The sequence below is a fragment of the Mesorhizobium sp. M7A.F.Ca.CA.001.10.2.1 genome (assembly GCF_003998575.1).
In the GTDB taxonomy this organism is placed as follows: Bacteria; Pseudomonadota; Alphaproteobacteria; order Rhizobiales; family Rhizobiaceae; genus Mesorhizobium.
The window spans coordinates 1-13,209 of sequence record NZ_RZQY01000100.1; the positions used below are offsets into that span (position 1 = coordinate 1).

General features: G+C 62.6%; 17 protein-coding genes and 1 pseudogene. 8 read left to right on the plus strand and 10 right to left on the minus strand.

The features are described from left to right. The 3 genes and pseudogenes from EN964_RS09420 to EN964_RS09430 all read left to right on the plus strand — a co-directional run. Positions 1–237: pseudogene (locus EN964_RS09420) on the plus strand (RNA methyltransferase); the annotation flags it as partial. Next, positions 230–1,030 (plus strand): glutamate racemase, encoded by an 801-nt coding sequence (gene murI, locus EN964_RS09425; RefSeq protein WP_127272587.1) that lies wholly within the window; start codon positions 230–232, stop codon positions 1,028–1,030. The pseudogene EN964_RS09420 and the gene murI, both read left to right, overlap by 8 nt. Before the next feature lie 64 nt (positions 1,031–1,094). Then, complete coding sequence (locus EN964_RS09430; RefSeq protein WP_023810328.1) at positions 1,095–1,283, plus strand: DUF3008 family protein; 189 nt, start codon at positions 1,095–1,097, stop codon at positions 1,281–1,283. Positions 1,284–1,367: 84 nt separating this feature from the next. On the opposite strand, the gene EN964_RS09435 is transcribed toward EN964_RS09430, so the two are convergent. Further along, a complete protein-coding gene (locus EN964_RS09435; protein WP_127271832.1) occupies positions 1,368–1,577 on the minus strand; it encodes a hypothetical protein in 210 nt (69 codons plus the stop codon). Positions 1,578–1,952: 375 nt separating this feature from the next. Between EN964_RS09435 and rpsD the strand changes: the two genes are divergently transcribed. The 4 genes from rpsD (at position 1,953) to EN964_RS38435 (ending at position 4,848) form a co-directional block, all read left to right on the plus strand. Then, on the plus strand, positions 1,953–2,570 hold the full coding sequence (gene rpsD / locus EN964_RS09440) for a 30S ribosomal protein S4 (protein WP_023759539.1): 618 nt from the start codon (positions 1,953–1,955) through the stop codon (positions 2,568–2,570). A gap of 107 nt (positions 2,571–2,677) precedes the next feature. Then, complete coding sequence (gene ttcA / locus EN964_RS09445; RefSeq protein ID WP_127271767.1) at positions 2,678–3,562, plus strand: tRNA 2-thiocytidine(32) synthetase TtcA; 885 nt, start codon at positions 2,678–2,680, stop codon at positions 3,560–3,562. Further along, the gene (locus tag EN964_RS09450) at positions 3,552–4,379 is read left to right on the plus strand and encodes an inositol monophosphatase family protein (RefSeq protein ID WP_127272588.1); all 828 of its coding nucleotides are present in this window, start codon (positions 3,552–3,554) and stop codon (positions 4,377–4,379) included. The genes ttcA and EN964_RS09450 overlap by 11 nt, the downstream gene beginning before the upstream one ends. Positions 4,380–4,614: 235 nt before the next feature. Then, on the plus strand, positions 4,615–4,848 hold the full coding sequence (locus EN964_RS38435) for a hypothetical protein (RefSeq protein WP_236382783.1): 234 nt from the start codon (positions 4,615–4,617) through the stop codon (positions 4,846–4,848). On the opposite strand, the gene EN964_RS09460 is transcribed toward EN964_RS38435, so the two are convergent. The 6 genes from EN964_RS09460 to EN964_RS09485 form a co-directional block, all read right to left on the minus strand. Beyond that, the gene (locus EN964_RS09460) at positions 4,845–6,113 is read right to left on the minus strand and encodes a multidrug effflux MFS transporter (protein WP_127269497.1); all 1,269 of its coding nucleotides are present in this window, start codon (positions 6,111–6,113) and stop codon (positions 4,845–4,847) included. The genes EN964_RS38435 and EN964_RS09460 overlap by 4 nt on opposite strands. A 164-nt stretch (positions 6,114–6,277) precedes the next feature. Further along, entirely contained in the window at positions 6,278–6,613 is a 336-nt protein-coding gene (gene grxD / locus EN964_RS09465; protein ID WP_006332883.1) for a Grx4 family monothiol glutaredoxin, read from the minus strand. A 141-nt stretch (positions 6,614–6,754) separates the two neighbouring features. Continuing rightward, positions 6,755–6,988, minus strand: a complete 234-nt coding sequence (locus EN964_RS09470; protein WP_010909092.1) for a BolA/IbaG family iron-sulfur metabolism protein — start codon at positions 6,986–6,988, stop codon at positions 6,755–6,757. A gap of 133 nt (positions 6,989–7,121) precedes the next feature. After that, the gene (locus tag EN964_RS09475) at positions 7,122–7,643 is read right to left on the minus strand and encodes a hypothetical protein (protein ID WP_127269498.1); all 522 of its coding nucleotides are present in this window, start codon (positions 7,641–7,643) and stop codon (positions 7,122–7,124) included. A 45-nt stretch (positions 7,644–7,688) separates the two neighbouring features. Further along, the gene (purL, locus tag EN964_RS09480) at positions 7,689–9,920 is read right to left on the minus strand and encodes a phosphoribosylformylglycinamidine synthase subunit PurL (RefSeq protein WP_127269913.1); all 2,232 of its coding nucleotides are present in this window, start codon (positions 9,918–9,920) and stop codon (positions 7,689–7,691) included. 119 nt (positions 9,921–10,039) lie between these two features. Continuing rightward, the gene (locus EN964_RS09485) at positions 10,040–11,449 is read right to left on the minus strand and encodes a PLP-dependent aminotransferase family protein (protein ID WP_127269911.1); all 1,410 of its coding nucleotides are present in this window, start codon (positions 11,447–11,449) and stop codon (positions 10,040–10,042) included. A 93-nt stretch (positions 11,450–11,542) separates the two neighbouring features. Here EN964_RS09485 and EN964_RS09490 point away from each other — a divergent pair, with 93 nt between their 5' ends. Continuing rightward, positions 11,543–11,794 carry a DUF1127 domain-containing protein gene (locus EN964_RS09490; protein ID WP_027036978.1) on the plus strand — a complete coding sequence of 84 codons (252 nt, stop codon included), beginning with the start codon at positions 11,543–11,545 and terminating at the stop codon, positions 11,792–11,794. 3 nt (positions 11,795–11,797) lie between these two features. On the opposite strand, the gene EN964_RS09495 is transcribed toward EN964_RS09490, so the two are convergent. The 3 genes from EN964_RS09495 to EN964_RS09505 form a co-directional block, all read right to left on the minus strand. Next, positions 11,798–12,439 carry a Pr6Pr family membrane protein gene (locus tag EN964_RS09495; protein ID WP_127269909.1) on the minus strand — a complete coding sequence of 214 codons (642 nt, stop codon included), beginning with the start codon at positions 12,437–12,439 and terminating at the stop codon, positions 11,798–11,800. A 3-nt stretch (positions 12,440–12,442) separates the two neighbouring features. Then, the gene (locus tag EN964_RS09500) at positions 12,443–12,850 is read right to left on the minus strand and encodes a hypothetical protein (protein ID WP_127269907.1); all 408 of its coding nucleotides are present in this window, start codon (positions 12,848–12,850) and stop codon (positions 12,443–12,445) included. Then, positions 12,847–13,209 (minus strand): glutathione S-transferase C-terminal domain-containing protein (locus EN964_RS09505; RefSeq protein ID WP_164775766.1); only part of this gene is annotated, 363 nt, incomplete at its 5' end. The genes EN964_RS09505 and EN964_RS09500, both read right to left, overlap by 4 nt.

The window sequence follows — 13,209 nt, forward strand, 5'->3', positions numbered from 1 at the left end:
GTGCTGACACGCCCCGGTTTTGCCGAACCGGAGCTGAAGGTGCTGCGCGGCATTATTTCGTCGCTCGACAGGTTTTCTCCGGCGATGCCGCGCGGCGACGGGTCCCCTGGCGACGACCCGCGGCGCTTGCCCGCGGCCGCCGCGCGGGCCCGCAAGGCGGAAGCGGCGCGCCTTGCCGACACCGGCAAGGACGATGACATACCGCCGCTTGGCGGAAAAGGAACCGACAATGACTGAGCGGCCGATCCTGATGTTCGATTCGGGCATCGGCGGGCTTACCGTGCTGCGCGAGGCGCGCGTGCTGATGCCCGATCGCCGCTTCATCTATGTCGCCGACGACGCTGCGTTTCCCTACGGCGCTTGGGAAGAGCCGGCGCTGAGGGCGCATATACTCGAATTGTTCGGCAAACTGCTTGAGCGCTTTGCGCCGGCCATTTCCGTCATCGCCTGCAACACCGCCTCGACGTTGGTGATCGATGCGTTGCGCGATAGATTTCCCGAGCATCCTTTCGTCGGCATGGTGCCTGCGATCAAACCGGCGGCGGAACGTACGCGCTCAGGGCTGGTTTCGGTGCTGGCGACGCCTGGCACCGTCAAGCGCCAATACACGCGCGACCTGATCAGCAAATGGGCACAGAAATGCCATGTCCGCCTGGTCGGCAGCGACAGGCTGGCGGGACTGGCTGAGATCTACATGCGTGAGGGCTTCGTCGATGAGGAGGCCGTACGCACCGAGATCACGCCGTGCTTCGTCGAACATGATGCGTTGCGTACGGATATCGTCGTGCTCGCCTGCACACACTACCCCTTTCTGGCCAATCGCATGCGCAAGACGGCGCCCTGGCCGGTCGATTGGCTCGACCCCGCTGAAGCGATTGCGCGCCGGGCGCTGTCGCTTCTCGCCGACATCGATCCGAGCGGTCGTGGCGAGATGCTGCCTGAAGGACCCGACCTTGCCGTCTTCACATCGGCAAGAGCCGATTTCCCGACCCGTCGCCTGATACAGGGCTTCGGGCTGGCTATGTCGTGATTGCGAAGCGGAACATCACGGCAGTCGTTGCGTTTTTCCCCAGATTCCAACGGGAGAAAGAACCATGCCAGCCACCTCGAAAGCCCAGCAGAAAGCCGCCGGCGCGGCTCTGTCGGCCAAGCGCGGCGAGACCAAGAAGAGCGAACTCCAGGGCGCTTCCAAGGGAATGTACGAATCGATGAGCGAAAAGCAGCTCGAGGAATTCGCCGAGACGAAGCGCAAGGGCCTGCCGGAGAAGAAGTCGAAAGACTAAGGATTAAGCATCCGGAATCAAAGAGCCCGCGGCCAAAACCGCGGGCTTTGAATCGATGTCGGCCGCCTGAGACCGGATAGGAGCCTACCAGCGCCCGCTGCAGCGCTTGATCTTGTAGCGTATGACCTTCTTGTGGCCGTGCCGCCAGATAACCTTCTTCTTGATCACGATGCGACAAGCCTGGTGATGCCGGTGTCCGTGCCAATGCCTGGCCTCCGCCGGCTCCGGTGTCAGGACCGCCATGGATCCCGCCAACACAGCGGCTCCCGTCAGGGTAAGGAAGAATTTCTTCATGCGATTGTAGCTCCTCTGCTCCGGTCCCTTCCTGATGCCGCTGGCGCAACCTCCCGCCACATCCGGCACTGTACTCAACCCAGAGACGCTATATCGTCGCCATGGCCTACGCCAGCCACAAGCTTGACACCGGTTAAATCTCCGTTTAATCAGCGCGCCAACACCGGGCCGCAATGCCCGGTGGTTTTCTTTATGTGCGCAAGATGCGTGGAAATCCAATTCTACTATCTTGTTTGAACTGACGTGTCCCGTGGGTTTTCCGCCGCGTTGCGTGGGAAAACCCTGTCAGGTCTCGAAAACGGAGGCCAGAGGAGGGCGCGTTTCCTTCACCCGGACCATGAGGTTCCGGGTGTATTGTTTTGAAAAGGGAATGCGATGAGCAAGCGCGAATCCGCGAAGTACAAGATCGACCGCCGTCTCGGCGAAAACATCTGGGGCCGCCCGAAGTCCCCGGTCAACAAGCGTGAATACGGTCCCGGCCAGCATGGCCAGCGCCGCAAGGGCAAGCTTTCCGATTTCGGCCTGCAGCTGCGCGCCAAGCAGAAGCTGAAGGGTCACTATGGCGACGTTTCGGAAAAGCAGTTCCGCAAGGTTTATGAAGAGGCTGACCGCCGCAAGGGCGACACCTCGGAGAACCTGATCGGCCTGCTCGAATCGCGTCTCGACGCGGTCGTCTACCGCGCCAAGTTCGTGCCGACTATTTTCGCCGCCCGTCAGTTCGTCAACCACGGCCATGTCAACGTCAACGGCAAGCGCGTCAACATCGGCTCGTATCGCTGCAAGCCGGGCGATGTCGTCGAAGTGCGCGAAAAGTCCAAGCAGCTGGTCATCGTTCTGGAAGCGGTCGGTCTCGCCGAGCGCGACGTGCCGGACTACATCGAAGCCGATCACAACAAGATGGTCGCGACCTTCTCGCGCATCCCTGGCCTGGCGGACGTTCCGTTTGCCGTGCAGATGGAACCGAACCTGGTCGTCGAATTCTACTCGCGCTAAAACGAGCGCGTTCTGCGACACCAAGCAAAGGCCGCCCGTCGAGGCGGCCTTTTCTTTGTCGGTCATGTCCGCTAACCCGGCGCTCTGGCCACTGAAAGCGACATGCCATGAACATGCTTCCAGACATCGAACCGATCGCCGACAGCGAAGGCGACTTCCATCCGCTGTTCGCCGACGTGCCGTCCTCGGTCGAATTCAACAAATTGCGCAAGCGGCTGCTGCGGCTGACCCGGCAGGCGATCGAGGATTTCTCGATGGTCAAGCCCGGCCAGCGCTGGCTCGTCGCGCTCTCGGGCGGCAAGGATTCCTACGGCCTGCTCGCGGTGCTGCTCGACCTCAAATGGCGCGGGCTCTTGCCGGTCGATCTTCTGGCCTGCAATCTCGACCAGGGCCAGCCGAATTTCCCCAAACATATCCTGCCGGACTATCTCGACAGTCACGGCATTGCGCACCGGATCGAGTATCAGGACACCTATTCCCTCGTCACCGACAAGCTGCCGGCGGGCAGCACCTATTGCTCGCTCTGCTCGCGCCTAAGGCGCGGCCATCTCTACCGCATTGCGCGCGAGGAGGGGTGCTCGGCGCTGGTGCTCGGCCACCATCGTGAGGATATTCTCGAAACCTTCTTCATGAACCTCTTCCATGGCGGCCGTCTCGCCGCCATGCCGCCAAAACTGCTCAACGACGACGGCGACGTCATGGTGCTGCGGCCATTGAGCTACTGCGCCGAGGCCGATCTGGAAAGATTCGCCGCCGCCATGCATTTCCCGATCATTCCCTGCGATCTCTGCGGCAGCCAGGAAGGTCTTCAGCGGAATGCCATGAAGGCGATGCTCGAGGACCTGGAAAAGCGTATGCCCGGCCGCAAGGATACGATGCTGCGCGCGCTGTCGAACAGCAGGCCATCGCACCTGCTCGACAGGAAGCTGTTCGACTTCGCTGCCCTCAACGACACCCTCACCACAAGGCAAGACATTTCCGATGACATTTGACGACACCGCGATCGATTGGCTGGCCGGCATTCTGGCCGAGGCGGCGCTGACCGAGATCATGCCGCGCTTTCGCCGGCTGGGCGATGGCGATGTCAGGCAGAAGACCTCGGCCGCCGACCTTGTGACCGAAGCCGACGTCAATGCCGAGCGGCTCATCACCGCCAGGCTGCTTGAGCGCTACCCCTCAGCGATGGTCGTCGGCGAGGAGGCCTGTTCCGACAATCCGGCACTGCTCGATGGCTTGGGCGATGCCGATCTGGCCTTCGTCATCGATCCGGTCGACGGCACTTTCAACTTCGCCTCCGGCGTGCCTTTGTTCGGCGTCATGCTGGCGGTCGTGGTCCAGGGCGAGACGGTTGCCGGCATCATCCACGATCCCGTCGGCAAGGACTGGCTGATTGGCGCCAGGGGCGCCGGCAGCCATATCCGGCATGCGCATGGCAGCCTGGAGAAGGTGCATGTCGCGGCACCCGCGCCGATCTCGGAAATGACCGGCTCGGTCTCCTGGCAATATATGCCCGAACCGGAGCGGTCGCGGCTGGCGCGCAACCAGACGAAGATCCTGTCGCAATTCGCCTATCGCTGCGCCGCGCACGAATACCGCCTGCTGGCGAGCGGCCATGCCCACTTCGTGGTCTACAACAAGCTGATGCCGTGGGATCATCTGGCCGGCGTGCTGATCCATGCCGAGGCCGGCGGCCATGCCGCGCGCTTCGACGGCAGCACCTATCTGCCCTCGCATCTCGGCGGCGGCCTGCTTGTCGCGCCAGACCAGGAAAGCTGGCACGAATTGCGTCGCGAGCTTTGGGCGCAATAGGAACGATTCCTGCGTTAGCCGAAGGAGCGGTGCAATTTCACGCAAATCCGGAGGCTCTCGAATGAAACCCCGGTTCGCATTTGTCGCCGCGGCTCTTGCCGCCGCTCTGTCTACCAGTTCCCAGGAAGCAAGATCGCAGGAGCGCAGTTGTCGCAGTTCCGATCCTGTCGATACGATAAGGGAGATGTCGGACGCTATCTATGCCTGCTGGAAACCGCCACCCGGAACCGCGGGCATGTCCCTGACCCTGCGGTTCTCGCTTCGCCGCAACGGCACACTGATCGGCAAGCCTCGCGCCACATATGCCGATCTGGGAACCGATGCCCAGCGCAGCCGTGCCTTCGTGGCATCCATTCTCAGGGCACTCGATGATGCTCTGCCATTGCCCTTTTCGGACAGCATGGGTGAAGCAATCGCGGGGCGTATGCTCGCCCCTCGGTTCACGGCAGCCCTTGAGGGTGCATCCTAATGCAAGTCGGTGATGTGCCCTGAAACGGGCGCGTTCTGCGGCTGGAACATCTTGCCGCGCTCGGCGATGAAGATCATCAGCAGCGCCGCGATCGACACGCTGCAGAAGCCGGCGGCCAGCGGCGTCACCGTGCCATTGAAGGCCTGGCCGATCAGCGTGCCGAGAATGCCGCCGAGAAACGTCTGCATGAAACCGAGGATCGACGACGCCGTGCCGGCCAGTTGCCCGAGCGGCTCCATGGCCAGCGCGTTGAAGTTCGCGCCCAGCGCACCGAACGGAAGCATGGCGCAGGCAAAGAAGGTGATGAACAGCCAGAGCGGCATCTTCATTTCCAGCGAAACGATCAGCCAGGCAAGGCTGATGACCAGGAACAGCAGCAGCGCGCTCTGCGACAGGCGGCGCATGCCGATGCGGCCGACAAGGCGCGAATTCAGAAAGTTGGAGAAGGCGAGCACGCCCGCGACGCCTGCGAAGATGACCGGGAACATCTCGCCGACATGGAAGATGTCGACATAGATCTGCTGCGCCGAAGCGATGAAGCCGAACATGGCGCCGAAGATGAAGGTGCTGGCGAAGGCATAGCAGATCGCAATGCGGTTGGTGAGCACGATGCGAAACCCGCCGACAATGGAGTTGAGTGTCAACGGCCGGCGATGTTCGGGATGCAGCGTTTCAGGAAGGCGCAGCAGCGACCAGGCCGAGACGAGGAGCGCACCGACGGCCATGGTGACGAAGATCCAATGCCAGGTCGCAAACAGCATGATGAACTGGCCGATGCCGGGAGCAATGACCGGTATCGCCATGAACACCATGAAGATCAGCGACATCACCTCGGCCATGCGCCGGCCGTCGAACGTATCGCGCACGATCGATACGGCGATGACGCGGGTGGCGGCCGCACCAATGCCTTGCACGGCCCGGCACAGCAGAAGTGTCTCAAAGCTTGGCGCAATGGCGGCAGCCGCGGCCGCGGCGACATAGATCACCAGCCCGGCGACCAGTGGTGCGCGACGCCCGAAGCGATCCGAGATCGGCCCGAAGAACAACTGTCCGCCGCCGAAGCCCAGAATGTAGGCCGTTATGACGTACTGCCGGTGGTTTTCATTTTCGACGCCGAGCGTGGCGCCGATCTGCTGCAGCGCCGGCAGCATGATGTCGATGGCCAGCGAGTTCAGCGCCATCAGCGCCGCGCACAGGGCGATGAACTCCCAGCGCGGAATGGGCAGTTTGCTTGCCGATTGCGGCGCTGGTTTTGGCTGGTCCACGGCAAGTCCGATCTTTCAAACGAAAATGCGCCGGCGGGCCGGCGCATTGGCTCGTCCTGGTCCTGGGTTCAGGACATGAAAATTGCCGAGGTGGGGCTGCCCCGGGTGCCTGGTGCTCGATGCCCAAAATCAACGTCGATTTTCGGGCATGCACAAAACAGAAATCAGGCGGCGCCTTTGACGCTGACGCCCTTCTCGACGAGGAATGTCTGCAACTCACCGGCCTGGAACATCTCGCGGATGATATCGCAGCCGCCGACGAATTCGCCCTTGACGTAGAGCTGCGGGATCGTCGGCCAGTTGGAGTATTCCTTGATGCCCTGGCGCAGTTCGGCCGAGTCCAGGACGTTCACGCCTTTGTAGTCGGCGCCGATATAGTCGAGGATCTGGACAACCTGGCCGGAAAATCCGCATTGCGGGAAACCGGGCGTGCCCTTCATGAAAAGGACGACGTCGTTGCCCTTCACTTCATTGTCGATGTAGTCGTTGATACCGCTCATGGAATATCCTTTCCCGCCTGTGGGAGTCAGGCTCGAAACATATCCCTTCAAATAAACCCAACGATTGCTCGAAACAAGACGTTAGCCGTGCCGTGGCTGAAATGGCGCAAAGGATGAGCCGTGTTGGGCCAAGCGCTAAGGTCAGTCGGGAACGCTGGTCTGCAAGGCGAGTGCGTGCAGCACGCCGCCCATATTCCCTTTCAGCGCGTCATAGACCATCTGGTGCTGCTGCACGCGGCTTTTCCCCCGAAAGCTCTCGGCCACCACCTCGGCCGCATAATGGTCGCCGTCGCCGGCGAGATCGCGGATCGTCACCTTGGCGTCCGGAATGCCGTCCTTGATCAGTTTTTCGATGTCGTGGGCATCCATTGCCATGGCAAAATCCTGTTTCGAGCGGCCGGTGTCAGGCCATAAGATGAGAGTCGGGCGAGCCTAAAGCCTTTCCGGTCCGGATTGAAGCCGTTCTGTCCCACCAACGGCAAGACGGCCCGACGGCTTCAGAGAAAGACTAGGCCGGTGGGCTTGCTTCATCCTCGGCAACGTCGTCGCGTGTCGAGAAAGCACGGCCAAGGCTAAAGGCCAGCACATAGAGCGGCGCGTTGAGCACAAGGCCGACAATGGGGAGATAGCTCGTCATTTGCCAAGCCGGTGAGAAGAACCCTTGGCCATAACCGTCGCAGATGAGCGACGAGCCGTACTCCCACAACGCGCCTACGACCACCGCGCTGGCAAAAAGCTTGATGCAGGTGACGATATGCCTTGCCCGTGCCGGATCCGGCGCCAGGCGGTCCCACAGAACCAGGCAGATGATCGGGACCGCGTAGATGAGATTCTGCGCGATGAGCATGGGGATGGCGCCATTGGCCGCGGCAAGGAACTCCGCGCGCGTTTCCAGCCGCATGCACACCTCGCTCGAGGTTGTCGACAGCAGGAAAAAGACGAACGGTCCCAGGAACCAGAAGAAGAACAACGACGGCCAGAAGACGACTGCAATCAGCGCCCGACCAGCCAGTTTCCTGTGATTGATCATGAGTTTCCCGAAAAACCGTTCCCACTTTTCGGGATCATGCTCTCGTCAACTGGCCTGGTCCATGAAGCGGGGGAACCAGCCTTCGTGCGCCGCGGAGAGTTCGCTGACCGGGATTGCCCTGGCGTCGCCAAGCTTCAGCGCGCTGCCCCCGGTCGAGCCGATCCACGGCGCGAAGATGCCGAGTTCGCCCTGCTGCTTGCGAATGGCGTCCCATTCGTCACCATGCGGATCGATCGACAGCGTCAGGAGATAACGGCCCTGGTCCTCGCCGAACCAGACCGGGATCGGGTCGGTGCCGACAAGACCGGGAACGGCGGCGCCGATTCCGGACGCCATCGCCATCTCGGCAAGTGCAACGGCGACACCGCCATCGGAAACGTCGTGCGCCGCCGTGACGATGCCGGATGCGATGAGCGCGCGCACATGGTCACCGACGCGCTTCTCATGCTCGAGGTCGACCGGCGGCGGCGGGCCATCCGTGCGGCCGTGTACGTCACGCATATAGACCGATTGCCCGAGATGCGTTCCCCAGGACGCGGGTGCGCCGACCAGCAAGATCATCTGGCCCTCGGCCGCAAAGCCGGTCCGCACCATCTTCGACCAGTCGGCGATCAGCCCGACGCCGCCGATGGTCGGGGTTGGCAGGATGCCCTGGCCGTTGGTCTCGTTGTAGAGCGAGACATTGCCGGAGACGATCGGGAAGCCGAGCGCGCGGCAGGCGTCGCCGATGCCCTTCACCGCGCCGACCAACTGGCCCATGATCTCGGGCCGTTCCGGGTTGCCGAAATTGAGGTTGTCGGTGGCGGCCAGCGGCAGAGCGCCGGTGGCGGTCAAATTGCGCCAGCATTCGGCCACCGCCTGCTTGCCGCCCTCATAAGGGTCGGCCTCGCAATAGCGCGGCGTCACGTCGGAGGAGAAGGCGAGCGCCTTGGTCGCATGGCCTTCGACCCGGACCACGCCGGCATCGCCGCCTGGAAGCTGCAGCGAATTGCCCTGGATCAACGTGTCATACTGCTCCCAGACCCAGCGGCGCGAAGACAGGTCGGGCCCGCCGAGCAGCTTCAGCAGCGCGTCGGCAACGTCGGCTTGCGGAATGTCATTGGCGGCCAGCGGCGCCGGCTTTTTCGGCTCGACCCACGGCCGGTCATATTCCGGAGCCTTGTCGCCGAGATCCTTGATCGGCAGATCGGCGACCTGATCCCCCTGGTGCAGCACGCGGAAGCGCAGATCGTCGGTGGTCTTGCCGACGATGGCGAAGTCGAGCCCCCATTTGTGGAAGATCGCCTCGGCTTCCTTTTCCTTTTCCGGGCGCAGCACCATCAGCATGCGCTCCTGGCTTTCCGACAGCATCATCTCGTAGGCGCTCATGCGCTCTTCGCGCACCGGCACCTTGTCGAGATAGAGCTCGATGCCGAGGTCGCCCTTGGCGCCCATTTCGACCGCCGAGCAGGTGAGGCCGGCGGCACCCATGTCCTGGATGGCGATGACGGCGCCCGAGGCCATCAGTTCGAGGCTGGCTTCCAGCAGGCACTTTTCGGTGAAGGGATCGCCGACCTGCACTGTCGGGCGCTTCTCATCGATCTTGTCGTCGAATTCGGCCGAGGCCATGGTGGCGCCGCCGACACCGTCGCGGCCGGTCTTGGCGCCGAGATAGACGACCGGCAGGCCGACACCCTTGGCTTCCGACAGGAAGATCGCATCGGTCTTGGCAAGGCCCGCCGCGAAGGCGTTGACCAGGATGTTGCCATTGTAGCGGGCGTCGAAATTGACCTCGCCGCCGACTGTCGGCACGCCGAAGGCGTTGCCATAGCCGCCGACGCCGGAAACCACGCCTGAAACGAGGTGCCGGGTCTTGGGATGGTCAGGCGAGCCGAAGCGCAGCGCATTCATCGCCGCGATCGGCCGGGCGCCCATGGTGAAGACGTCGCGCAATATGCCGCCGACGCCGGTCGCCGCGCCCTGGTAGGGCTCGATATAGGACGGGTGGTTGTGGCTCTCCATCTTGAAGACGACGCAGTCGCCGTCGCCGATGTCGACCACGCCGGCATTCTCGCCCGGCCCCTGGATGACCTGAGGTCCGGTGGTCGGCAGCGTGCGCAACCATTTCTTCGAGGATTTGTAGGAGCAGTGCTCATTCCACATCGCCGAGAAGATGCCGAGTTCGGTGAAGCTCGGCTCGCGCCCGACAAGATCGAGGATGCGCTGATACTCGTCGGGCTTGAGCCCGTGTGAGGCAATGAGCTCGGGGGTGATCGGCACGGAATTGGAAATGGTCATGGGCGGCGATTTATATCCGGGACGTTGGGATTTTGAGTCCCGTCTTATCGCAAGCCTTGCGACCGATACACCCATGGATTGACGAAAAACGACGGAAAACCGGACAAAGCCACGCAGTGTCAGGAGAAGCTGTCGTAGCCGGCGCGGCCTTCATCGAGAAGTCGCCGGATCGCCGCGACGCCTTCAGCGATATCCCCGCGCTGTCTCGGCTGCGAAACGCCAAAGCGGACACCATGGAAAACCTGCTCGGAACGGCCGGCCTTGAATTCGTCCTCGTCGTCGATCAGCACGCCGTGCTCCAGGCAGGCGTTCTTGAAGGTGCCGGAAAGCCAGGGGTCGGGCAGGGTCAGCCAGACAAAGGGCACCCTGTCATGCGACTTGAACGCGAAGCCGGCCAAAGTCTCGCGCACGATGGCGATGCGGGCGCCGATTTCGGCGATGCTGCGCTTGCGTATCTCATCCGCCTGACCTGACAGCACCAGCCTTGTATTCACCTCCGCCAGCAGGAAGGGCATGCCGCCGGTCATCATCTTGTGGGCGACACGGATGCGGTGGCGGTAGGCGGGCGGGCAGGAAAGCCAGCCGCCGCGCACACCGGCTGCGACCGACTTCGACAGGCCGCCCGCGACGATGGTGCGTTCAGGCGCATACTCGGCCAGCAATGGTGTCGGATCATCGGTCAGATTGCCATAGAGATCGTCCTCGATGAGGACGACGTTGTATTCGCGTGCGACATGGGCGATCGCCTCGCGGCGCGCCGCCGACAAGGTGGCCAGCGTCGGATTCTGCGCCGTCGGCATCAGGAAGATCATCTTGGGATGCTTTTGCGCGCAGACGCGCTCGAAATCCTGCGGATCGATGCCTTCCTCGTCCGATGCCACCAGCGCGGTGCGCCTGCCGATCAGGCCGGCGCTGCGGGAAATCTGCGAGTAGGTGAGGTGCTCGAAGGCAATATAGTCGCCAGGCATGGTGAGCGCCGCGATCGCCGCCATCACCGCCGCATGGGTGCCGAGCGTGGGAACGATGGTGTCGGCACTCGGACGAAACGAATTGCGCGCCAACCAGCGGGCGCCGGCTTCGTACCATCGGTCGGGGAAGTCCCGCGTGTAGCTCGAAATCTCATGCGGATGGTCCTGCGCCGTGCGCGACAGGACACCGGCGACAATGTCGCCCTGGCCGATATCAGGTGCTGCGGTGCTGTCGAAACGCAGCTTGCCCTTAGGCGCATCGATATAGCGCGTGCCTTCGCCGCCGACGTCCGGAGCCGGAAAATCCGGCTTCGCGCGCTGGCCGAGCACATAGGTTCCACGCCCGACTTCGCCGCTCACCAGCCCACGCTCGCGCAGCAATTGATAGGCCCGGCCGACCGTGCCGACGGTGGTGCCGATGTCGTAGGCGAGGTCGCGTTGCGGCGGCAGCTTTGCGCCGGCATCGATCACCCCCCGATCGATGTCCGTCTCGATGGAATCCGCCAGCCGCTGATACAGCGGGCCGGAGCCGGCAGTGAAATCGGGGAGCCAATTTGTCATGGTGACAAGTTTCTATATTGCACCTACACATGAGTCAATCCATATCGATTGCGTGCCAAAAAGGGTACAATTTGGAATTCTGGTAGAAAGATAATGGATACAATCGCTACAATCCGTCACTCGAGAGCCGGTTTATCTGGCCAATCGACACGTCCATCAGACCGGAGCGGCTTTGTCAGCCGTCTGGTGCGTCTGGTCAGATCGCTGGCGAGATGGATCGACCATCTGTTGGAGCGCCGCCGCAGCCGGCTGGCGCTGCTGGAAATGACCGATGATCAGCTCAAGGATATCGGCGTCACACGCTGCGATGCTCACCGCGAGGGCATCAGGCCGTTCTGGGACTGATAGCTAACCGAGTTTTGATGCCCTGGTGCGTGCGCCGGCATGGTCCGCAAGGACGGCGACCACGCACAGCACGAGGAAAAGTCCGGTGATGGCTGCGGCTGAGATGACGACGCTGGTCGCGCCGTTCCTGGCGATGTCCAGGAAAGGGTAGGGCACCTCGCCGGCAAACGGCGCCCGCACCAGCGCATAGACCAGATAAGCGATGGGATAGATCACCCACCAGGAAATGTCGCTCCAGCGCGTCCTGCCGTCAGCGCCTGCGATCAGCCACCACAGCACGAACAGCACCGGCGTCACATAATGCAGCAGGACGTCGCAGAGCAGGAACAGGCCCTGCGGCTGCCAGAGCCGTGCCAGAACCGTGGCATAGACGATGAACACCAGCGCGATCGAAACCGCAACGCCGGCCCGCATCCGCGCGCCTGCAAAGGCCGGCAGCCAGGCATAGAAGGTGGGTGACAGCAGCGACGTGTACACCAGCACCGCGCCGATGTTGGTCAGGATGGTGAAGAAGCTGGAGACGAAAATGATGGAGCCGAGCAGGCTGCGGCCGGCTTCCATCGACGCCGGAATGCTGATGCAGAACTGCAGGATGAGCCCGGCGAGACCGACGACCAGTCCCACAATCTGCAGGAACCGGCCCATGGGCTAGGCCGTCGCGGCGCAGGCCGGATTGCCGGCCTGCCAGCGCGCAATGTCGGAGCCGATGCGGGCGCCGAGCGGATCGTTCATCAGCGGTCCGAAGACGTCGACGCGGCTAGAATTGCCTTGCGCCTGCACGACCAGCAAAGGTTTGCCGCCATAGTGCTTGGCCGGCACCAGCAGGAAACGCGGCGTGCCGCTGAACGAATTCAGCTCATTGGCCATCTGGTACGGTTTGAAGGCCGGGTCCTTGCTGGCGATCCAGCATTTGTGGGCAGCGATCGCCACTTGCTCCATGACCAGCAGCGCAGCACTTTTGCCTGAGGGAACAGGCGTGCTCTTTGGCGTCGACTGGCAGGACGCCAGCACAAAGCCCGCCGCGGCGACCAGCGCGATCGTCTTGCGTCTGATCAAGCGGCACCCATCTCAAGCTCGGACAGAAAAATCTTCAAACCATCGGTCATCTCGCCCCACACCCGCGACAATGCCGGGTGTTGCGAGGCGATCTGCTGGTAGGCGTCGAATTTGGGATAGGCGTCGAGCAGGTCGTGGCGTCCCGTCATGGCGCGGAAATTGTTGAAGATGAACCGTGTCGGCGTCAGCCAGGCATCGGCGAAGCTGATGTCGTCGCCGAGCGCGAATGGGCCCTGCGCCATGCGCGCCTCGATTGCCGCCAGCCCGTGATGCAGGCGGGCAAACTGGGCGTCGATCTCGGCATTGTTGCGCTTCGGCACGAAATGGAGCTCGAAAAGCTTCATCGTCGGGGTCAGCAC